The organism is Dietzia timorensis, assembly GCF_020742175.1.
In the GTDB taxonomy this organism is placed as follows: Bacteria; Actinomycetota; Actinomycetes; order Mycobacteriales; family Mycobacteriaceae; genus Dietzia; species Dietzia timorensis_A.
This window is the reverse complement of the sequence record NZ_DYXM01000060.1, coordinates 1-19,324: the sequence shown is the minus strand read 5'-3', so window position 1 is coordinate 19,324 and position 19,324 is coordinate 1. Positions and strand designations below refer to the sequence as shown.

General features: G+C 65.5%; 21 protein-coding genes. 13 read left to right on the top strand and 8 right to left on the bottom strand.

The window, feature by feature from the left end; genetic code table 11:
* Positions 1–123: 123 nt before the first annotated feature.
* Genes K8V11_RS03265 through K8V11_RS03245 form a run of 5 tightly spaced genes read left to right on the top strand, consistent with a single transcriptional unit; the run spans position 124 to position 4,117 of the window.
* Positions 124–765 (top strand): ABC transporter permease, encoded by a 642-nt coding sequence (locus tag K8V11_RS03265; RefSeq protein ID WP_303910782.1) that lies wholly within the window; start codon positions 124–126, stop codon positions 763–765.
* Positions 762–1,943 (top strand): ABC transporter ATP-binding protein, encoded by a 1,182-nt coding sequence (locus K8V11_RS03260; protein WP_303910781.1) that lies wholly within the window; start codon positions 762–764, stop codon positions 1,941–1,943. Before K8V11_RS03265 ends, K8V11_RS03260 begins: the two co-directional genes overlap by 4 nt.
* Positions 1,940–2,746 (top strand): ABC transporter permease, encoded by an 807-nt coding sequence (locus K8V11_RS03255; RefSeq protein ID WP_303910780.1) that lies wholly within the window; start codon positions 1,940–1,942, stop codon positions 2,744–2,746. Before K8V11_RS03260 ends, K8V11_RS03255 begins: the two co-directional genes overlap by 4 nt.
* Before the next feature lie 5 nt (positions 2,747–2,751).
* Positions 2,752–3,774, top strand: coding sequence for a glycine betaine ABC transporter substrate-binding protein (locus K8V11_RS03250; RefSeq protein ID WP_303910778.1), 1,023 nt, complete (start codon positions 2,752–2,754; stop codon positions 3,772–3,774).
* Positions 3,775–3,808: 34 nt separating this feature from the next.
* Positions 3,809–4,117 (top strand): rhodanese-like domain-containing protein, encoded by a 309-nt coding sequence (locus tag K8V11_RS03245; protein ID WP_303910777.1) that lies wholly within the window; start codon positions 3,809–3,811, stop codon positions 4,115–4,117.
* 15 nt (positions 4,118–4,132) lie between these two features.
* On the opposite strand, the gene hsaB is transcribed toward K8V11_RS03245, so the two are convergent.
* The 3 genes from hsaB to hsaA form a co-directional block, all read right to left on the bottom strand.
* Positions 4,133–4,717, bottom strand: a complete 585-nt coding sequence (gene hsaB / locus K8V11_RS03240) for a 3-hydroxy-9,10-secoandrosta-1,3,5(10)-triene-9,17-dione monooxygenase reductase subunit (RefSeq protein ID WP_303910776.1) — start codon at positions 4,715–4,717, stop codon at positions 4,133–4,135.
* Between the two features lie 21 nt (positions 4,718–4,738).
* Positions 4,739–5,638 (bottom strand): iron-dependent extradiol dioxygenase HsaC, encoded by a 900-nt coding sequence (hsaC, locus tag K8V11_RS03235; protein WP_303910775.1) that lies wholly within the window; start codon positions 5,636–5,638, stop codon positions 4,739–4,741.
* Positions 5,639–5,734: 96 nt separating this feature from the next.
* Positions 5,735–6,931: a 3-hydroxy-9,10-secoandrosta-1,3,5(10)-triene-9,17-dione monooxygenase oxygenase subunit gene (gene hsaA, locus K8V11_RS03230; RefSeq protein WP_303910773.1), complete on the bottom strand. Its 1,197-nt coding sequence runs from the start codon at positions 6,929–6,931 to the stop codon at positions 5,735–5,737.
* A gap of 292 nt (positions 6,932–7,223) precedes the next feature.
* Between hsaA and K8V11_RS03225 the strand changes: the two genes are divergently transcribed.
* The 3 genes from K8V11_RS03225 to K8V11_RS03215 are packed head-to-tail and all read left to right on the top strand — an operon-like array spanning position 7,224 to position 10,012.
* The gene (locus tag K8V11_RS03225) at positions 7,224–8,417 is read left to right on the top strand and encodes a Rieske 2Fe-2S domain-containing protein (RefSeq protein ID WP_303910772.1); all 1,194 of its coding nucleotides are present in this window, start codon (positions 7,224–7,226) and stop codon (positions 8,415–8,417) included.
* Positions 8,414–8,929 (top strand): hypothetical protein, encoded by a 516-nt coding sequence (locus K8V11_RS03220; protein WP_303910771.1) that lies wholly within the window; start codon positions 8,414–8,416, stop codon positions 8,927–8,929. The genes K8V11_RS03225 and K8V11_RS03220 overlap by 4 nt, the downstream gene beginning before the upstream one ends.
* A gap of 18 nt (positions 8,930–8,947) precedes the next feature.
* The gene (locus K8V11_RS03215; protein WP_303910770.1) at positions 8,948–10,012 is read left to right on the top strand and encodes a ferredoxin--NADP reductase; all 1,065 of its coding nucleotides are present in this window, start codon (positions 8,948–8,950) and stop codon (positions 10,010–10,012) included.
* Between the two features lie 10 nt (positions 10,013–10,022).
* Here K8V11_RS03215 and K8V11_RS03210 read toward each other — a convergent pair whose 3' ends face one another.
* The gene (locus tag K8V11_RS03210; RefSeq protein ID WP_303910769.1) at positions 10,023–10,631 is read right to left on the bottom strand and encodes a DUF664 domain-containing protein; all 609 of its coding nucleotides are present in this window, start codon (positions 10,629–10,631) and stop codon (positions 10,023–10,025) included.
* 96 nt (positions 10,632–10,727) lie between these two features.
* Here K8V11_RS03210 and K8V11_RS03205 point away from each other — a divergent pair, with 96 nt between their 5' ends.
* The 5 genes from K8V11_RS03205 to K8V11_RS03185 all read left to right on the top strand — a co-directional run bounded on the left by K8V11_RS03205 (position 10,728) and on the right by K8V11_RS03185 (position 15,725).
* Positions 10,728–11,723, top strand: coding sequence for a YafY family protein (locus K8V11_RS03205; RefSeq protein WP_303910768.1), 996 nt, complete (start codon positions 10,728–10,730; stop codon positions 11,721–11,723).
* Between the two features lie 19 nt (positions 11,724–11,742).
* Positions 11,743–12,714 (top strand): hypothetical protein, encoded by a 972-nt coding sequence (locus K8V11_RS03200; RefSeq protein WP_303910767.1) that lies wholly within the window; start codon positions 11,743–11,745, stop codon positions 12,712–12,714.
* Between the two features lie 121 nt (positions 12,715–12,835).
* Positions 12,836–13,987, top strand: a complete 1,152-nt coding sequence (locus K8V11_RS03195; protein ID WP_303910816.1) for an acyl-CoA dehydrogenase family protein — start codon at positions 12,836–12,838, stop codon at positions 13,985–13,987.
* A gap of 47 nt (positions 13,988–14,034) precedes the next feature.
* Complete coding sequence (locus tag K8V11_RS03190) at positions 14,035–14,820, top strand: enoyl-CoA hydratase/isomerase family protein (RefSeq protein WP_303910766.1); 786 nt, start codon at positions 14,035–14,037, stop codon at positions 14,818–14,820.
* Positions 14,820–15,725, top strand: coding sequence for a 3-hydroxyacyl-CoA dehydrogenase family protein (locus K8V11_RS03185; RefSeq protein WP_303910765.1), 906 nt, complete (start codon positions 14,820–14,822; stop codon positions 15,723–15,725). Before K8V11_RS03190 ends, K8V11_RS03185 begins: the two co-directional genes overlap by 1 nt.
* 9 nt (positions 15,726–15,734) lie before the next feature.
* On the opposite strand, the gene dmpG is transcribed toward K8V11_RS03185, so the two are convergent.
* The 4 genes from dmpG to K8V11_RS03165 form a co-directional block, all read right to left on the bottom strand.
* Entirely contained in the window at positions 15,735–16,805 is a 1,071-nt protein-coding gene (gene dmpG / locus K8V11_RS03180) for a 4-hydroxy-2-oxovalerate aldolase (RefSeq protein ID WP_303910764.1), read from the bottom strand.
* Positions 16,806–16,814: 9 nt separating this feature from the next.
* A complete protein-coding gene (locus K8V11_RS03175; protein ID WP_303910763.1) occupies positions 16,815–17,732 on the bottom strand; it encodes an acetaldehyde dehydrogenase (acetylating) in 918 nt (305 codons plus the stop codon).
* Positions 17,733–17,790: 58 nt separating this feature from the next.
* Positions 17,791–18,594 (bottom strand): 2-keto-4-pentenoate hydratase, encoded by an 804-nt coding sequence (locus tag K8V11_RS03170; protein WP_303910762.1) that lies wholly within the window; start codon positions 18,592–18,594, stop codon positions 17,791–17,793.
* A 107-nt stretch (positions 18,595–18,701) separates the two neighbouring features.
* A partial coding sequence (locus tag K8V11_RS03165) for an IclR family transcriptional regulator (protein WP_303910761.1) occupies positions 18,702–19,324 on the bottom strand: 623 nt, incomplete at its 5' end.

Genomic DNA, 19,324 nt, shown 5'->3' with positions numbered 1-19,324 from the left:
TCTCATTGAATTATTGGTCCATTTTTATCGAACAGTGCACCTATGCTCATAGGTTATGGATACCCATATTTGGCCGGAGGTATACGCCTCGGCCACCTCCGGCCCGCGGTCAGGGAGGCGATGATGCTCGACTTCATCACCTCGCGGTGGGCCGATATCGCGTTCCGCGCCTACCAGCATGCGAGCCTCGTCATCCAGGCCGTCATCATCGCGACAATCATCGCCTTGGCCATCGCCGTGCTCGTCACCAGCTATCAGCGCCTGGCCCCGTTCGCCAACGGCATCTCGGCCGTCGGGCTCACGATCCCCTCGTTCGCGTTGCTTGGCATGCTCATCCCGCTGGTTGGCATCGGCACGCTTCCCGCGATCCTCGTCGTGATCTTCTACGCGATACTCCCGATTCTGCGCAACGCGGTCGTCGGACTCCAGAGCGTGGACAAATCCCTCATCGAGTCCGCTCGAGGGATGGGCATGAGCCCCACCGCGGTCTTCTTCCGCGTCCGGCTGCGAATCGCGTGGCCGGTCATCATGACCGGCGTACGCATCTCCACACAGATGTCGATGGGCGTCGCCGCGATCGCGGCCTATGTTCTCGGACCGGGCCTCGGCTCGTACATCTACACAGGCCTGTCGCAGATCGGCGGCCTCAACGCACTCAACTTTGCCCTTGTGGGCACCATCGGCGTCATTATCGTCGCGCTTATCGTAGACGCGCTGCTGGTTCTCGTTTCCCGCTTGACCACCTCGAAGGGACTTCGCGCATGAGCAACAGTCACGAGGCAGCAGGTTCGACCACCGGTGTCGAGATCCAGCTGCGCAGCATCGAAAAGCGCTACCCGGGGCAGGCCATGCCCGCCGTCCAGGAGCTCTCGCTGACGATCCCCGCGGGCGAGATGGTGATGTTCGTCGGACCGTCCGGCTGCGGCAAGACGACCTCGCTGAAGATGATCAACCGCCTGATCGAGCCGACCTCCGGATCCATCACGATTGGCGGGAAGGACATTACCCGCAGCAATCCCACCGAGCTCCGCCGTCAGATCGGGTACGTGATCCAGGGTGGTGGGCTGCTGCCGCATATGACGGTCAAGCAGAACATCGGGATCGTGCCCGGCCTGCTCGGCTGGTCGAAGAAGAAGATCGCAGACCGCACCGACGAGCTGCTCGACATGGTCGGCCTCGATCCGTCCGTGTACCGCGACCGTTTCCCGCGCGAGCTCTCGGGCGGGCAGCAGCAGCGCGTCGGCGTCGCCCGCGGTCTCGCGGCCGATCCGCCGGTCATCCTCATGGACGAGCCGTTCGGCGCGGTCGACCCGATCACCCGCACACGGCTCCAGGACGAACTCATGTCGATCCAGTCGGAGCTGCGTAAGACCATCGTTATCGTCACCCACGACATCGACGAGGCCGTGAAGCTCGGCGACCGCATCCTCGTCCTCGCCGAGGGCGCCGAGATCGCCCAGTACGACACCCCAGAGGTCATCCTCGGTGCACCGGCGAACGACTACGTCGCGGACTTCGTCGGCGCGGGGTCGAAGCTCAAGCAGCTCACGCTCATGCGCGTCAGCGACGCCGAGCTCCACCAGCCCTCGATCTGCCGCGTCGGCGACAACGTGTCCGAGGTGATCGAACGGGTCACCGCCGAGGGAAACGAGTCGGTGATGATCCTCGACGACCGTGACCGCCCACGCGAGTTCCTGTTCCTGCGCACCCTGCGCAAATGGGACACGGTGCCCGCGATCGACCCGGAGAACGCGCCGATCGTCGACCACCGAGCCACCCTCAACGACGCGATGGACCAGATGCTCGAGTCCTCGCACGCTGCGGTGTCGGTGACCAAGCGTGGCAAGTTCATCGGCAACGTCTACTTCGATTCGGTGACCGCGCTGCTTCGCCAGTCCCAGGAGAGCGCGGCGACGGCCACCGAGGAGGAGGGCGAGTCATGAGCAGCCCGGCTTCCGACACAGACTCCGGCACCGCAGCCGGCGAACTGGCGGCTCCCCCGAAGAAGCGACCGCGAATCAGCGCCGAGGACCGCGGACTACTCCTCGGCATCCCAATTCTCGTCGTCGTCATCCTCGCGGGTTGGACCATCTGGCGGATGACCGCCGATCTGGACGACGTCGAGTCGCGCCAGCTCGCGTGGGGCAATGTCCTCCACCTCACGTGGCAACACATCGTTCTCGTGGTGATCTCCGCGCTCATCGTCATGGCTCTCGCGGTACCCCTCGGAGTGCTCCTCACGAGACGCTCGACAGCTTTCCTCTCGCCGATCTTCATGGGGATCGCCAACGCCGGCCAAGCGGCGCCCGTCATCGGCGTCGTCGTGCTGCTGGCGATCTGGCTCGGCTTCGGTACCCCAGTCGCCGTCCTCGCGCTGGTCATCTACGCGTTCCTGCCGGTCCTGTCGAACACGATCACGGGTCTGCGCAGCATCGATCCATCGCTGAAGGAATCGGCACGCGGGATGGGCATGTCCACGTCGCAGGTACTGTTCCGTGTCGAGCTGCCGCTTGCGGTCCCGGTCATCATGACCGGTGCGCGCACGGCGCTGGTTCTCCTCGTCGGTGCCGGCGCCTTCGCGACGTTCATCGATGCCGGCGGACTCGGCACGCTCATCAACACGGGAATCACGCTGTACCGCTTCTCGATCCTCACCTCGGGCGCCATCCTCGTCGCCGTGCTCGCGCTCATCATCGAGTGGGTCGGCCGCGTGATGGAACTCGTCTTCAAGCCGAAGGGGCTCTGAGAAACATGGCCTTGGGCATCTCCCCCAGCTCCGCCGCACGATCCGTTCATGACGCCGGACGCCGAATCCGCAAGATCCTCGCGGCACTTGTGTCCCTTCTCCTCGCGGGCGCCCTGGCCGCCTGTGGTCTCGGAACGGCCGGCGGCTACACGCCGAGCGGCACCCTCGCCGGGCCCATCGCGGACATCGATCTCGACGGCGCAACGGTGTCGGTCGGTTCGAAGAACTTCACCGAGCAGATCATCCTCGGCAAGATGGCCGTGTCCTTGTTCGAGTCTGCCGGCGCGCAGGTTCAGGATCTCACCAATGCTCCGGGCTCGAACACCTCGCGTGAGGCGATGCTCTCGGGCGACATCACTTTCGCGTGGGAGTACACGGGCACCGCGTGGGTGTCATACATGGCGGAGGACAACCCGATTCCGGACGAGCGCAAACAATACGAGGCGGTGCGCGATAAGGATCTCGCGGAGAATAACCTCGTCTGGCTGCCGCCCGCCCCGATGAACAACACCTACGGCTTCGCCCTGACGCGGGCGAACGCCGAACGCCTGGGCATCTCCAAGCTGTCGGAAATATCGTCGGTGCCCGAGAACGAGCAGTCCTTCTGCGTGGAGTCCGAGTTCGCCTCACGCAACGACGGTTTCCAGCCGATGCTCGAGACCTACGACATCCCCGCTCCCCCGGCCGACCGGGTCTCCACCCTCGATACCGGCACCGTCTACGCGGCAACGGCAGGCGGCACATGCACGTTCGGCGAGGTGTTCACCACCGACGGGCGAATCCTCGCTCTCGATCTCGTCGTGTTGGAGGACGATCGCCAGTTCTTCCCCAAGTACAACCTGTCCGGCGTCGTCAACGGCGAGCTCATCGACGAGTACCCGCAGATCGCCGACCTGCTCGGACCGGTGAGCGAGAAACTCACCAACGACGTCCTCCTCAAGCTCAATGCGAAGGTCGACGTCGACGGCGAAGATCCGGCGGACGTCGCCTTCAACTGGCTCACGCAGGAGGGCTTTATCGAGGGGTAGGCCGCGCCGAGGAGCCACGCGTTAGGCTGGGCACATGCATTCGTTTTCCGATGTTCCCCAGTCCGGCGGCTCCCTCGGCGACGGCGTCGTCCTGCTGGACGTTCGCTCCGACGACGAGTGGTCGGACGGCCACGTCGATGGCGCAGTACATATCCCCCTCCAAGAACTGCCCGAGCGAGTGTCGGACATTCCGGAGGGGGATTTGTGGATCCACTGTGAGGTCGGTGGCCGTGCCTCACAGGCCGCTCAATATCTCGCCACCCAGGGCCTCGAGGCCCGCGTGCTCGGCGAGAACATGCTCGGAGCACAGGGCGCGGGCTTCACGGTCGTCCGCGGTTCATAGCCCGCCGGTCGACCTCTAGAGCCAGGTGTACGGCCCGGACGAGGTGATGAAGTTCTCGAGCTCTTCCATCTCGGGAGTCGGGTCGACGACGTCCTCCTCGAGGCGCAGGTACGCGCCGCGGTAGAACAGCAGCGGGCGGTCCGTGCGGTCCGTGGGCCCGAGGTCGCTGACCCTGCCGTAGACGACCCAGTGGTCTCCGCCGTCGATTACCTTCTCGATCGTGCAGTCGAACCACGCCATCACCCCGTCGATCACGGGCGAGCCGAGCGGACTCGGCGTCCAATCGATGGATGCGAACTTGTCCGCCCCGCGTTTGCCGAACGTCGAGCAGACGTCCTGCTGATCCTCGGCGAGGATGTTCACCGCGAATCGCCCGACGGCCTCGATGCCCTTCCACGAGCCCGAGGACTTCATCACGCAGAACAGCACGAGCGGCGGGTCGATCGAGAGCGCGCAGAAACTCTGGCACGCGAAACCGACGGGCGCATCATCGTGCACCGCCGTGATCACCGTGATTCCCGTACAGAACTGCCCGAGGGCATCTCGTAGTTCGCGGCCACTGAACCGCTGCTCGGCCTCGGCCACTTCGTCGTCCGCCATGAGCGTGCCTCCCTAGGCTGTCTACTTGAATCCGATCGAGAAATCGTGGCCCCACAGCGACACGGCCGTGGACTCACGGGCGACCCAATCATCGTCCTCCACCTGCAGCCCCTCGCAGCCGAATTCGCAGTCGAATCCGCCCGGGGTCTTCATGTAGAAGCTCATCATCAGGTCGTTGACGTGCCGGCCGATCGTGGCCGACATCTTCACGTTGCGCCGTGTCGCGCGGTCGAGCGCAAGCCCGACATCGTCGGAACCATCCACCTCGACCATGAGGTGGATGATCCCCGTCGGGTTCGGGAACGGGGTGAACGCCAGCGAGTGGTGCCGCGGGTTGCAGCCGAGGAATCGCAGCCACGCGGGTTCACCGTCGGCGGGACGCCCGACGATCTCCGGAGGCAGCGACATCGAATCGCGCAGCGAGAACCCGAGCACGTCCCGATAAAACTCGAGCGCCGCAACCTCGTCAGGCGTAGAGAGCACGATGTGCCCGGCCCCCTGGTTCCCGGTCACGAAGCGGTGCCCGTAGGGCAGCTCGAGCCGGCGGGAGAAGAACTTCATCGTGTGGTAGATCTCGAGCTCGAACCCGGCGGGATCGGTGCACAGAATCATACCGTGCACCATGCGTTCGCGCTTGAGCTCCTCGGGCGCCTCGCGCCATTCGATGCCGGCGCCGTCGAGCCGCGCCTTCACATCGTCGAGCTCGCTCTCGTTCGCACATTCCCAGCCGACCGCGCCGAGCTTATCGGTCTCGCCCTTTTCGATGATCCAGCGGAACGGGTAGTCGTCCATCCGCAGAAATAGCTTGTCCGGATCGTCGCTCTTGCCCAGCGCCATCCCGAGCACCTTGGTCGCGTAGGTCGCCCACGCCTCCATGTCGGTGCCGTAGATGTGCACGTAGCCGAGATTCTTGATGGCCATCGATTCCTCTTTTCGTCCCTAATCCCCGCCACCTATGACGTCGGAGGTGCCCGCTCTCCCGGCGAGCCGCCTCCTCCGCCGTCATAGGAATGGTGGTTACACCATCGAGTCGGTGACCTTCTCGCCGAATTCATTCTGTCCGTACGAGATGAACGCCTTGGTCGCCTCGTTCGCCGCGTGCACGCGCCCGGCGTTGGCGTCGCGCCAGAAGCGCTGGATCGGCGAGGTGTCCTGCAGCGCGCGGGCGCCCGAGTTCTGGAACAGCAGGCCGATCGAGTCGATCGAACGTTGCGTCGCGCGCACCTGATCGCGGCGGGCGCGGGTGCGCAGGTCCATGTTCGGGGTGTCGCCGTTTTCGACGAGCGCCTGCTCCTCACGGACGTTGCGCATGAGCTGCAGCCATGCGGCGTCGATATCGCCGGCCGCCTCGGCGAGGCGCACCTTCGCGAATGGATCGTCCTTGACCTTCGTGCCGAACGCCGCGCGAACGCGATCGCGCTGGTGCTCGCGGTGCACGTCGTAGCAGCCGAACGCCATACCCACGATCGGGGTGGAGATCGTCGTGGGGTGCACGGTGCCCCAGGGCATCTTGTAAATCGGGTTGTCGTTGCGTTCCAACCCCGGGGAGGTGCCCTTGCCCATATCCCCGAAGGACAGCACGCGGTGCTCGGGGATGACCGCATCCTTGACCACGATGTCGTTGGAGCCCGTCCCCTTGAGGCCCGCCACGTGCCAGACGTCGTCGATCTCATACTGGTCACCCTCGACGAGGAAGGTGCAGAAGTCGACCATCTTGTCGTTCTCGTCGAGCACGGGCCCGCCGACGAACACCCAGCTGGCATGCTGGCAGCCCGAGGACCAGGACCAACGGCCGTTGAGCACGAGGCCCTTCTCGGTCTTCTTGGCCGAGCCCATCGGTGCGTACGAGGAGGAGATCCTCACGTTCGGGTCCTTGCCCCACACGTCCTCCTGCGCCTGCTGCGGGAACAGCGCGAGGTGCCAGTTGTGGATGCCCACGATCGATGCGCACCAGCCGGTGGACGGGCAGGCCAAGGCGATATTCCGGGCCGCCGTGTAGAAGACCTCCATATCCGCCTCGTAGCCGCCCCACTGCTTCGGCTGGACGAGCTTGAAAAAGCCCGCCTCCTCCAGCTCCTCGATGTTCTTCGGGTGAACCTTGCGCAGATCTTCCGTCTCCTGCGCGCGTTCGCGGAACCCATCGAGCAGCGCATCTATCCGGTCGAGCACCTCGTGGCTGACGCCGGACGAGCTGGACTCCAAGAGTGTGGCCATGGCTTGTGCACCTTTCCGTTCCGCCGGGATCGTCGCCCCCGGCGGGGCTGTTGACGGTAAGTATCGAGCAATCGTGAAGCCCGGGGCGGATTTCGCTGTCCACATCGCGGCTTCGTTGCTACTATGTCTAGAGTAGAACACGTTCTAGTTTTTCACTACTCGTTTCCCGCAGAAACCTTCCATTAACACCGGGGAACGTGCCATTATTCAAAGAACTGGCTCGTGTTGTAAGCGTGCGGACACTTCTATAACCTGTTCTCATTCCGCCGCTTCTCGCTCTAGGAGGATCGCGATGACAGCACCGACGAAACCAGCCGACTCCGGCGCCCAGCCCGGAGGCGGCGCGCGCGAGATCGATACGGGGATGACCCGCACGCGCTACGCGCGGGGTTGGCACTGCATCGGCCTCGCCGAGGACTTCCGCGACGGCGAGCCTCACGGGGTGGAGGCGTTCGGCACCAAACTCGTCGTCTGGTCGGACCAGGCCGGCGAGCTCCACGTGCTCGACGGCTACTGCCGCCACCTCGGCGGCGACCTCACCCAGGGATCGGTAAAGGACGGCAATATCGCCTGCCCGTTCCACGATTGGCGCTGGGGCGGCGACGGCAAATGCAAGGGCATCCCGTACGCGAAGCGCGTTCCGCTGCGTGCGCGCACCAAGGCGTGGCTCACGATGGAGCGCAACGGGCAGCTGTTCGTGTGGCACGACCATCAGGGCACCAAGCCCACGGAGGAGGAGACCGCCGCGATCCCGGTTCTCGACCAGGTCGACAGCGACGAGTGGACCGATTGGGTGTGGAACACGATCTACATCGACAACGCCCCGGCCGCCGAGATCGTCGACAACGTCGTCGACATGGCGCACTTCTTCTACATCCACTACGCGTTCCCGACCTACTTCAAGAACATCTTCGAAGGCCTCACCGCGACGCAGTACCTCAACACCCGCAACCGCCCGGACAAGGATCCCACCGGCGGCAAGTACGGAGAGACCCTGCTGGAGTCCGTGGCCGCGTACTACGGCCCGAGCTACATGATCAACCCGCTGACGAACACCTACGGCGACTTCAAGACCGAGTCGATCCTCATCAACTGCCACTACCCCGTCACGCAGAATTCCTTCGTGCTCATGTACGGGCTCATGGTGAAGAAGCCCGAGGGCCTCGATGACGAGATGTCGATGAAGATGGCGAAGAAGGTTGCAGAGTTCTTCGGTGAGGGCTTCCTCCAGGACGTCCGCATCTGGCAGAACAAGACCGGCATCGCCAATCCGCTCCTGTGCGAGGAGGACGGCCCGGTCTACCAGCTTCGCCGCTGGTACGACCAGTTTTACGTCGACCGCGAGGACGTCACCGAGGAGATGACCCAACGCTTCGAGTTCGAGGTCGACACCTCCGCCGCCAACGAGTACTGGGAGGCCGAGGTCGCCGAGAACCTACGCAAGCAGGAAGAGGCGACGGACTCCGAAACCGCGACAAAGGCATGAGTTCCCCTGACACCGAGGGGCCTCGGGCGTCCGGTATCGATCCGGACGAAGCAGCCCGGGCCATCGAGGATGCCTTCGGCGGCCACGGCGAGCACGGCCGGGATGTGCCACCCAACCGGCGGCGCCTGGGTGAATCCGATAATCGCCGTGCCCCGACCTTCGACGACGACCCCGATCGCCGCGCCCGTCTGGACGCGGACACCGAGAAGGATCGCGACACTTACACGCGTGCTGGTTACCAGCCAGTAGAGTGCCGGTATTGTCATGCCGAGGTGAGTGTTCGCAAGAACAGCGAAAAGCACACCTCGGTTCAGTGGCCGGCCGAAGCGGTGTCCACGTGCCCGATGCGGGATCGCTGGTCGGAGGAGAAGGACGCCACGTGTCCGCGGATGCGCCAGTCGATCAGGCACGCGTACGCCGAGGGCATCCTCACCTTGTCCTCCGGGGTCGACCCGGAAGACGAAGAGCACATGGTCAATCCCTTGCACTCGGGCAGCGAAGAGAACAACTGAAAGGACCCTCCTTCAGACATGAGCGAGACTCCCACACCGCAGCTCGGCTCCTTCGTCCGCGAGCTCAAGGTGGCCGACGTCATTGCCGAAACCCCTGACGCCACATCCATCGTCTTCGATATTCCCGAAGGCGACGAAAAGGAGTTCCGCTACAAGGCCGGCCAGTTTCTCACGCTCCGAGTGCCGTCCGAGCGCACCGGATCGGTGGCGCGGTGCTATTCGCTCTCGAGCGCGCCCGACGAGGATTCCCGGCTCAAGGTCACCGTCAAGCGCACGCGCGACGGCTATGCATCGAATTGGCTGTGCGACAACGTCGAGGCGGGGATGTCGATCCACGTGCTCGCCCCCTCGGGGATCTTCACCGTCGACAATTTCGACCAGGACCTCATTCTTCTCGCCGGCGGCTCGGGCATCACCCCGGTGATGTCGATCTTGCGTACCGCGCTCGCGCGCGGCACGGGCCACATCGTGTTGTTGTACGCGAACCGCGACGAGGGATCGGTGATCTTCGCCGAGCAGCTTCGCCAGCTACAAGAGGCGAACCCGGACCGGCTGTCGGTGATCCATTGGCTCGAATCGCTCTCGGGGCTCGCCACGCCGGAGATGATCGGCAATATCCTCCAGCCGGTGGCGGCGAAGCGGCACACCTACATGTGCGGGCCGGGCCCGTTCATGGAATCGGCGCGCGCCGGCCTGCGCCGTTCGGGTGCCGACATGCACCTCATCCACCAGGAGGTCTTCTCCTCCATCGAGGGCGACCCCTTCGCCGAGGTCGTCATTTCCGAGCCCGCCGAGGGAGACGACGAACCGGCGACAGCGATCGTCGAGCTGGACGACGAGGTCCACGAGGTCTCGTGGCCCCGCAACACCCCGCTCCTCGACGTACTGCTCTCCCAGGGGATCCAGGCTCCGTTCTCGTGCCGTAAGGGCGAGTGCTCGGCGTGCGCGTGCATCCTCAAATCCGGCGACGCCGAGATGATGCACAACGGAATCCTGGAACCCGAGGAGGTCGAGGACGGATTCGTCCTCGGCTGCCAGCTCCTGCCCAAGAGCGACAGGGTGGAGATCACCTACAACGAGTAGCGAGGCGGCGCTACGCGTAGAGCTCGTCGGCGTGGGCCGCGAACCACTTCTCGATGTAGGACATGTCGATCCCCTCGGCCTTGCTGCGGAGCTCGTACATCTGTGCGCCGTCGACGGCCTCTCGGAGGATATCGGCATGCCCCGAATGGCGGTGGAGCTCCTCGAGCGTGTGGTGAAAGGCCCACCGCACGTTGAAGCTGCCCATGCCTTCCGGGAACCACGGCGCGTTCGGCACGGCAACCTCGGCATCGAGGTCGGCCGAGGCGAAAGCCCGGAGGCCGGCCGCCGCGAACTCGTCGAACCGGCGAAGAAGGTCGGCCGCGGTCTCCTCGTCTCCGATCGCGGTGGCGGCATCCCCGTCGCGCATCGCCTCGGCCGCCGTCATACCCGCAAAGGGGTCGACGGGGCCGGAAGCGGCCCGCTTGCCCCAACCGTCGACGACCTCCCCCATGTGGAGCAGGAGCCAGCCGAGCGTGAGCTCCGAGCTCGCGATGGGCGCGGCGCGAAGCTGGTCGATGTCGAGTTCGAAGAAGACATCGCGGGCGTTCTGGATTGAGTGCTCGAGTTGCGCGACGAGCGTGTCCTTCTCGGTGGACAGGGTAGGTGCGAAGAGTGGCATTGCCTCGTTCCTTTCGGTGCGGTGTGGGCGGTACGAGAACCACGTTCCACCCCATACCGGACAGATTCGATCCGGTATCTCGTTTAGGCTCTAGCCATGACCGATTCCGTCGCCACCACCGAGCGCCTCCTCGCTCTGCTCGACATGCTCGGGCGGCGCACGATGTGGACGGGCGCCGAGTTGGGAGACGAGCTCGGCATCACCGAACGCACGGTCCGGCGCGACGTCGAGCGGCTGCGCTCGCTCGGCTACCGCATCGAATCCGCACAGGGCGCCGGCGGCGGGTATCGCCTCGGGATCGGTCGCCGGCTCCCTCCGCTACTTCTCAATGACGGCGAGGCGGTGCAGCTCGCCGTGGCGCTGCGAACCGCGGTGAGCGCCTCTTCGGACACCTCCGGCGGCGCGGCCGAGAGGTCCGACGATGCGCTCAGCGCGCTCGCGAAACTCGAGCAGCATATGCCGTCGAGGCTGCGGGAACAGGTGGCGGGAATCGTGCGCGGCTCCGTGGCACTCGACAGTGCCCGGAGGGCACCGGACGCCGATGTGTTGTTGGGGTTCTCGCGGGCGATCAGGGACACACTGCTGGTGGGCTTCGCCTACGTCAACGGGCAGGGGGTGGCCAGCGCTCGGCGCGCCGAGCCCTATCGGCTGGTGGCCTCCGCTGGGCGCTGGTACGTGCAGTGTTTCGACCTCGATCGCGAGGGATGGCGCTCGTTCCGCGTCGACCGGATCACCGAGCTAAAGGCGAGTGGCCGCCGGTTTACCCCGCGCCCGGAGATTCCCGCCCCGCAAGAAGCGATCGGCGCGGCGCGACCAGCACTGACCTGGCCTGTTGCGGTCCGACTGCGCATCGCCGCCGCGCCGGAGGAGGTTCAGCGCCTGGCGGGTGGCACCTATACCGAGGTCGAACCAGATGCGGACCGACCCGGCCACGCGCTGTTCCGCACCTCCGGAAGCGATGTCGAGACTATCGCCTTCCACCTGGCGAGCTTCCCGTGGGAATTCGAGGTCCTCTCCCCACCCGAGCTGCGCCCCGCCCTGGCCGCGGTCGCGAAGCGCCTGGCCGCAAGCGCGGAACGAAACCGGCCATAGTGCAATAGAATCAGACGCCGTGTGGTGGCGGGAGTCGGAGAAGCGAGGATGGGTACCGGTTTCCGGCGTGCTCATCGCGATGCTGACTCTGGCCTGCCTGGCGTTGTCCGCGTTGATAGCCCTCGCCCCGCCCGGGTCGGGGTCCCGCTACGCAGGCTCCTCCGTCGACCCCGATCACGTCCCGAGCGGCAACGAGCTGATCGACGCCGCCGTCACGGCCACCGACTGCCGCACCGGCGGGGCGCTCATCGTTCTCGGCCCCACCGTGCCCACGCCCTCGTTCTGCACACCGGAGTTCAAGATCCCCCGGCCCGAGCGGTTGCGCGCGCCCGAGCGATCGATCGTCGTTGTGCGCGTGCCGGGGCATACGTTCGGCACGAAGAACTCCGGCGACCCTGTCCCGGGGCTGTCGCTGATCAAGATGCTCATGGCCGACTGGGTGCTGAGCAATCGCGATCCGGACTCGGACGAAATCGCCCGGCTCAAGCGCATGATCGTCGACTCCAACGACGAATCGGCCGACAAGATCTGGGAGAAGTACGGCGAGAAGATGATCACCGAGCAGGTGCGCAAGTACCACCTGAAGGACACGAAGCCCGAGGACCACCGCTGGGGGTATACGGAGTCGAGTCTTCCCGATCTCGCGCTGTTCGTCTCGACCCTCCGCGCCGAGAACCCGGGCTCACCAGTGTTGTGGTGGATGCGCTCCCCCGCGCGCAAGGCCGCCGATGGGACTGTGCAGTACTGGGGCACCGGGACCCTGCCCGGCGTATACGGGTCCAAGTACGGCTGGGACAACGACGGCTCCGTAGTCGCGAGCCTGTCCTACGGTCCGGGATTCGTCGTCGCCTCGTTCACGATCGGCGACGCCGATGACCAGACGGAGGACGTCCACGAGGCGATGGCCCGCGTGCCGTATTTCCAGCGGCAATACGCGCGAAGGACGCAGGAGGACATCTTCACCGTCGAGGCGCTCGCCCCGGGAGAATAATTTTCGCCCACGAAATTCCCCCACAAGCCACGCTCGATTGGGGGACAGTGTCTATAGGAGCGCCGCAGGCGCGAAACCCACTTACCCATTCGATCCGGCGCAGCCGAAGGGGGAATCGTTGATGGAGCTTTCCCTCAACCAAGATCAGCTCGATTTCCGCGACCTCGCACGCGATTTCCTCGACGCGGAGGTCGTTCCGCACCGCCGGGATTGGGACCGCGCGGAGCGTGTGGACCTCGCCGTCATCCCGAAGATGGCGGAGATCGGATTCTTCGGTCTCACGATCCCCGAGGAGTACGGCGGTTTCGGCGGCGACTACATCTCATATTGCATCGGCATGGAGGAACTCGGCCGCGCGGACTCGGCGATCCGCGGCATCGTATCCGTGTCGACGGGCCTGGTCGGCAAGTCGATCCTCGCGCACGGGACCGAGGAACAGAAGCACGAGTGGCTCCCCCGAATCAGCTCGGGCGAAGTACTCGGCTGCTTCGGGCTTACCGAACCGGGGAACGGTTCGGACCCGGCCCACCTGCGCACGCGCGCGGTTCGGGACGGAGACGATTTCGTCATCAACGGGTCGAAGATCTTCATCACCAACGGCACGTGGGCGCACCTGTGCCTCGTGTTCGCACGCACCGGCGGCGAGGGGCACAAGGGAATCTCCGCGTTCCTCGTGCCCACCGATACGCCCGGGTTCTCCGCGACCGAGATCCACGGCAAGCTCGGACTGCGCGGCCAGGCGACGGCGGAACTCGGTTTCACCGACATGCGCGTGCCGGCCTCGGCGATGCTCGGGGCCGAGGGTCAGGGCTTCTCCATCGCCCTGGGCTCCCTCGACAAGGGCCGCGTCTCCGTCGCCGCGGGATGCGTCGGAATCGCCATGGGGTGCCTGGAGGAATCGGTCCGGTATTCCACCGAGCGCGAGCAGTTCGGCCGGCAGATCGCCTCCTTCCAGATGATCCAGGAAATGATCGCCCGGATGTCCGTCGACGTCGACGCCGGGCGCCTCCTCACCTACCGCGCCGCGCACCTCATCCAAACCGGCGAGAAGTTCGGAGTCGCCGCGTCCAAGGCTAAATACTTCGCCTCCGAGGCAGCCGTGCGCGCCGCCAACGACGCAATCCAGATATTCGGCGGCTACGGATACATCGACGACTACCCGGTCTCCAAATACCTGCGCGATGCGCGCGTGATGACGCTCTACGAGGGCACGAGCCAGATCCAGAAGCTGCTCATCGGGCGCGCGGAGACCGGCGTCAACGCCTTCACCTGATCGGCGCTTTCGCGCCGCCTGGCCACCACTTCCACATGGAGAACGTAGTGACTCTTCCCGACACACCCACCCTCGACGTCGAAGTGACCGAGCGCATCGCCGTCGTCACCATCAACCGCCCCGAGGTACGTAACTCGCTCTCTCGCCAGGTCCTCGACGACCTGAACGCGGTGCTCGCCCACGCCGAGCAGGACGATGCGATCGGCGCCCTCGTGTTCACCGGCGCGGGCGACAAGGCCTTCGCGGCGGGCGCCGACATCACCCAGCTGCAGAACTACACGCCCGCCTCGGCTTTCGAGTCGTACATGCAGCGCACGTACGACGCGATCGAGCAGTTCGGCAAGCCCACGATCGCCGCCGTCAACGGCTATGCCCTCGGCGGCGGCTGCGAGCTCGCCATGTCCTGCGACATCCGCATCGCTTCCTCGCGCGCGAAGTTCGGCCTGCCCGAACCCACCCTCGGCGTGCTGCCCGGAGCCGGCGGAACGCAGCGCCTCGGCCGCCTCGTGGGCGTCGGGCGCTCCATCGAAATGATCCTCACCGGCCGCTTCGCAGACGCCGAGGAGGCGCTGCGCATCGGGCTTGTCACGTCGATCGCCGAGCCCGACGAGCTCCTCGCGGCCGCGCGCGAGACCGCCTCCACGATTCTCGCGAAGGGGCCGCTCGCGGTTCGTCTCGCGAAGCTCGTCGTGCGCACGGGCCTGGACGCCGACCAGGGCACAGGACTCGTCGTCGAGCGCCTCGCCCAAGCACTCCTCTACGGGAGTAGCGACAAGGCCGAGGGTGCCGCCGCCTTCCTCGACAAGCGCACACCGGAATTCACGGGGGAATGATGTCCGAGCAACGAAGCATCAACTCGGTTCTCGTAGTGGGCGCCGGAGCCATGGGTTCCCAGATCGCCATGGTCTGTGCACTTTCCGGGTATGACGTCGTACTCAATGACATTTCCGGCGAGGCCCTGGACCGCGCCGTCACTTCGCTCCGCAGCCGCATGCAGCGCAAGATCGACAAGGGCACGGCCACGTCCGCCGAGATCGACGAGGCATTCGCGCGGCTACGTACCACCGACGTGCTGGACGAGGACTCGTGCGCCGTCGACCTTGTCATCGAGGCTGCGATCGAGAAGCTCGACATCAAGCGCGAGCTGTTCTCCGAACTCGAGCGCCTCGCGCCCGCGGGCGCGATACTCGCCTCGAATTCCTCGAGCTTCGTGCCTTCGGCGATAGCCACCGAACTCCGCGAGCGGGGCCGCTTCTGCAATATCCACTTCTTCAACCCGGCGCTGGTCATGCGCTGCGTCGAGGTGATCCGCGGTCCGGAAACCTCGGACGACACGATCACGACAGCGGTGAACTTCGTGCGCAGCATCGGCAAGGAGCCGGTGCAGCTCGACAAGGAAATCTCCGGCTTCGTCGCCAATCGGATCCTCGATGCGGTGCGCACCGAGGCGGTGTCGCTGTACGAGGGCGGCTACGCGTCGTTCGAAGACATCGATCTCGCCTGCCGCACCGCGCTCGGTTATCCGATGGGCCCGTTCGAGCTCATGGATCTCACCGGAATCGACATCGGCTACTACTCCCGATCGCAGCGTTTCGCCGACAGCGGAGACCCCGCGGACGCCCCCGCACGCAGCGTCGCCGCGCTTGTGGATCGCGGCGACCTGGGCCGGAAGACCGGTAAGGGCTGGTACGTCTATGACGAATCGGGAGTCAAGTCCGGGCCGAATCCGGACGCCTAGCGCCGCAACCTACGCGCTTTCGAGGCTCCCCTCGCGCTGCAGCTCGAGGGCGATGTCGATGAGCTGGTCTTCCTGCCCGCCGATGAGCCCGCGCTCGCCGGCGCGCAGCAGGATGTCCGCCGTCTTCACGCCGTACCGGCCGGCGTGCTGCTGGGCGTGCTTGAGGAACGAGGAGTAGCAGCCCGCGTAGCCGAGCATCATCGCGTCGCGATTGACGAGGCACTCGCTCGGCATCATCGGCGCGACCACGTCTTCCGCGGCGTCGGCCATCTTGAAGAAGTCCACCCCGGTGGTGATACCGAGCTTGTCGCACACACCGACGAGCGCCTCTACGGGTGTATTGCCAGCGCCCGCGCCGAAGCGTCGGGTAGATCCATCGATCTGCTGCGCGCCGGCACGGATAGCCATGATGGAGTTCCCGACCCCGACGTCAAGATTCTCGTGCCCGTGGAACCCGACCTGGGCGTCGTCCCCGAGCTCGGCCACCAGCGCGGACACGCGGTCGGAGACCTGCTCCATGACGAGTGCGCCGGCCGAGTCGACGATGTACACGCACTGGCAGCCGGCGTCGGCCATGATTCGGGCCTGCTTCGCGAGGACCTTCGGAGTCTGGGTGTGGCTCATCATGAGGAAGCCGACGGTCTCCAGGCCGATCTCGCGGGCGTAGCCGAAATGCTGGATCGACACGTCGGCCTCGGTGCAGTGTGTGGCGATGCGGCAGATCTGGCCGCCGTTGTCACGAGCGGCGAGAATGTCGTCCTTGATCCCGACTCCGGGGAGCGAGAGGAACGCGATCTTAGCGTTCTTCGCGGTCTCTGCAGCGGCCTTGATGAGCTCCTGCTCGTTGGTTCGGCCGAAGCCGTAGTTGAACGATCCGCCGCCGAGGCCGTCGCCGTGTGTCACCTCGATGACCGGCACGCCGGCGCCGTCGAGCGCACCGACCACCGACACGATGTCCTCGCGGGTGAACTGGTGACGCTTGTGGTGCGAGCCGTCGCGCAACGAGGAATCGGTAATCCGAATATCGAGGTCCGCCGAGAAGGCGCGAGCATTCGCGTTGATGGGATTTGTGGTGTCCATGGCGTCCTCCTAGACCCCGATCTTCGACTTGGCGATCTCTTCGCCGACCTTCGTGGCGGCGGCGGTCATGATGTCCAGGTTTCCCGCGTACTCGGGCAGGAAGTCTCCGGCGCCCTCGACCTCGACGAAGATCGCGACGCGCGCCATTCCGCCCGAGGTCTCCGACGGCGGATCGAACTGCGGCTCCTGCAGCAACCGGTATCCGGGCACGTACTCCTGGATCTCCTTCTCCCTCTTGCGGATAGACGTGGTGATGAGGTCCTGGTCCGCGTCCTCCGGGATCGAGCAGAAGATCGTGTCGCGCATGATCACCGGCGGATCCGCGGGGTTGAGAATGATGATGGCCTTGCCCGTGCGGGCGCCGCCGATCGACTCGATCGCGTTCTTCGTGGTCTGGGTGAACTCGTCGATGTTCGCCCGAGTGCCCGGGCCGGCGGATTCGGACGACACCGAGGCGACGATCTCGGCGTACTCGACAGGTACGACGGAGCTCACCGCGTGGACCATCGGGATCGTCGCCTGGCCGCCGCAGGTGACCATGTTGGTGTTCTTCGCCTCCACGTGGGAGGTGAGGTTGGCCGGCGGGATCACCGCGGGGCCGATGGCAGCCGGGGTGAGGTCGACGGCGACAATGCCCGCCTCCTCGTACTTCGGAGCGAACTCCTTGTGCACGTAGGCGCTGGTGGCCTCGAAGAGCAGGTCCGGGGTCTCGCCGCCGGCGGCGATCGAGTCGAGGAGCTCCTGCGCGCCGTTCGACATGCAGGTGAGCCCGTGCTCGCGGGCTCGCTTCATGCCCTCGGAATCGGCATCGATGCCGATCATCCACTTGGGTTCGATGTATTCGCTGCGCTCGAGCTTGTACATCAGGTCGGTCCCGATGTTGCCCGAGCCGACGATCGCGGCGGTGAGGGTGCGCGAGTCGCTCATAAGTCGTTTCTCCTTGGAGGGAAGTCTCTTCAATTGATGAGGGAAAGTAGTGATCCGACTAGACGAAGTCGAGAGTGACGCTGCCGAGTCCTTCGAACTCGGCGCGGACATGGTCGCCGGGCTCGACGTCCTCGGCGCGGATCGCCGTTCCGGGCAGCAGCACGTCGCCGGCGCGCAGCCGCACGCCGAAGCTCGAGACCTTCCGCGCCAGCCACGACACCGCGTTGAGGGGATTGCCGAGCACCGCGTCCGAGCTTCCGGTCGCGACGTGCTCGGAGTTCTTGTGCATGTCGACGCGGATGGAGGCGACGTCGATATCGGACATCGCGACCCGCTGCTCCCCGACGATGTAGCCACAGGAAGACGCGTTGTCCGCGATCGTGTCGGCGAGGGTGATCTTCCAGTCCGCGATCCGCGAGTCGATGAGCTCGATCGAGGGCACGACCCATTCGATGTATTCGGGCAGCTCGTCGTCGGACACCCCCTCTGCGGGCACGTCCTTGCCGAGGATGAACGCGACCTCGAGCTCGACGCGAGGGCGACACAGCTTCGAGGTGTCCACCGGGACCGACTCGGAGTACTCCATGACGTCGAGGAGGTGGCCGTAGTCGGGTTCGCCGACGCCCATCATTTTCTGCATCGCCACGGAGGCGAGGCCGACCTTGTGGCCGGTGACCTTCGCGCCCGCGTCGATACGGCGCCGGATGTTCACCAACGCCACGGCGAACGCGTCGTCCGGCGTCATACCCGGATGCGTTTCGGTAAGCGGAGCGATGGGCTCGGCCCTGGTCTCGGCATCCCACAACGACTGCGCGAGATCGGTGATCTGCGCATCGCTGAGTGTGAGGTCCTGCTCGCTCATCGGGGTTGCCTTTCGCTCGCGGTTCGGACCCCAATTGTCTGCGCGCAGGGCACCTTTCCACGCCCGTTGATCCAGCCAGTGGAACAGGCGGCGGGCCGAGCGGGCGGCTATTCCTCCGTACGCTGGGCTTTTCGGAAGGCTCGGGTGGCGCTCTCGCAGATTTTCTTCAGGCTCGTCACGTGATCCTGCGGACGGAACGAATCGACCGGACCGGACACCGACATCGCGGCGCCCGGCACCGCCCCCTTGCCCCACACGGGTGCCGCGACGCAGCTCAGCCCGAGGGTGGCCTCCTCGACGTCGTAGGCCAACCCGGTCTGCCGCACGACGGCAAGCTCGGCGCGCAGCGAGGCCGGATCGGTGACCGAGAATTCCGACCAGGGAACGAGCCCTCTACTTATGGCGAGATCAATGGCGCTCTCGTTGTAGGCCATCATCGCCTTTCCGACGCCCGTGCAGTGCCCGGGCACGCGCCCGCCGATGCGCGAGGGCGCGGCCACACCCGTTACCGAAAACAATTTGTTCGCATAAACCGCGTCGGCGCCGTCGAGATACGCCAGGTGCACCGTGCAGCGCGTCCGCTCGAACAGCGCGGCCAGGAATGGCGTGAGCGTCTCGGCCACCAGCTCATGGGTCGTGCTCAATGACGTCGGACCACGGTCGAAGAACAGCGGTCCGAGCCTGTAGCGATCGCCAACCCGCTGCACGGCGCCGTTCTCGATAAGGCTGC

Bases quoted from the DNA above. Each gene is read 5' to 3' on its own strand.
- K8V11_RS03220 (WP_303910771.1), top strand. From the start codon at position 8,414: ATGAGTTCCCCTGACACCGAGGGGCCTCGGGCGTCCGGTATCGATCCG.
- K8V11_RS03210 (WP_303910769.1), bottom strand. From the start codon at position 10,631: ATGCCACTCTTCGCACCTACCCTGTCCACCGAGAAGGACACGCTCGTC.
- hsaA (WP_303910773.1), bottom strand. From the start codon at position 6,931: ATGGCCACACTCTTGGAGTCCAGCTCGTCCGGCGTCAGCCACGAGGTG.
- K8V11_RS03185 (WP_303910765.1), top strand. From the start codon at position 14,820: ATGTCCGAGCAACGAAGCATCAACTCGGTTCTCGTAGTGGGCGCCGGA.
- K8V11_RS03225 (WP_303910772.1), top strand. From the start codon at position 7,224: ATGACAGCACCGACGAAACCAGCCGACTCCGGCGCCCAGCCCGGAGGC.
- K8V11_RS03215 (WP_303910770.1), top strand. From the start codon at position 8,948: ATGAGCGAGACTCCCACACCGCAGCTCGGCTCCTTCGTCCGCGAGCTC.
- K8V11_RS03170 (WP_303910762.1), bottom strand. From the start codon at position 18,594: ATGAGCGAGCAGGACCTCACACTCAGCGATGCGCAGATCACCGATCTC.
- K8V11_RS03195 (WP_303910816.1), top strand. From the start codon at position 12,836: ATGGAGCTTTCCCTCAACCAAGATCAGCTCGATTTCCGCGACCTCGCA.
- hsaC (WP_303910775.1), bottom strand. From the start codon at position 5,638: ATGGCCATCAAGAATCTCGGCTACGTGCACATCTACGGCACCGACATG.
- K8V11_RS03255 (WP_303910780.1), top strand. From the start codon at position 1,940: ATGAGCAGCCCGGCTTCCGACACAGACTCCGGCACCGCAGCCGGCGAA.
- K8V11_RS03260 (WP_303910781.1), top strand. From the start codon at position 762: ATGAGCAACAGTCACGAGGCAGCAGGTTCGACCACCGGTGTCGAGATC.
- K8V11_RS03205 (WP_303910768.1), top strand. From the start codon at position 10,728: ATGACCGATTCCGTCGCCACCACCGAGCGCCTCCTCGCTCTGCTCGAC.
- K8V11_RS03245 (WP_303910777.1), top strand. From the start codon at position 3,809: ATGCATTCGTTTTCCGATGTTCCCCAGTCCGGCGGCTCCCTCGGCGAC.
- K8V11_RS03175 (WP_303910763.1), bottom strand. From the start codon at position 17,732: ATGAGCGACTCGCGCACCCTCACCGCCGCGATCGTCGGCTCGGGCAAC.
- dmpG (WP_303910764.1), bottom strand. From the start codon at position 16,805: ATGGACACCACAAATCCCATCAACGCGAATGCTCGCGCCTTCTCGGCG.
- hsaB (WP_303910776.1), bottom strand. From the start codon at position 4,717: ATGGCGGACGACGAAGTGGCCGAGGCCGAGCAGCGGTTCAGTGGCCGC.
- K8V11_RS03265 (WP_303910782.1), top strand. From the start codon at position 124: ATGCTCGACTTCATCACCTCGCGGTGGGCCGATATCGCGTTCCGCGCC.
- K8V11_RS03250 (WP_303910778.1), top strand. From the start codon at position 2,752: ATGGCCTTGGGCATCTCCCCCAGCTCCGCCGCACGATCCGTTCATGAC.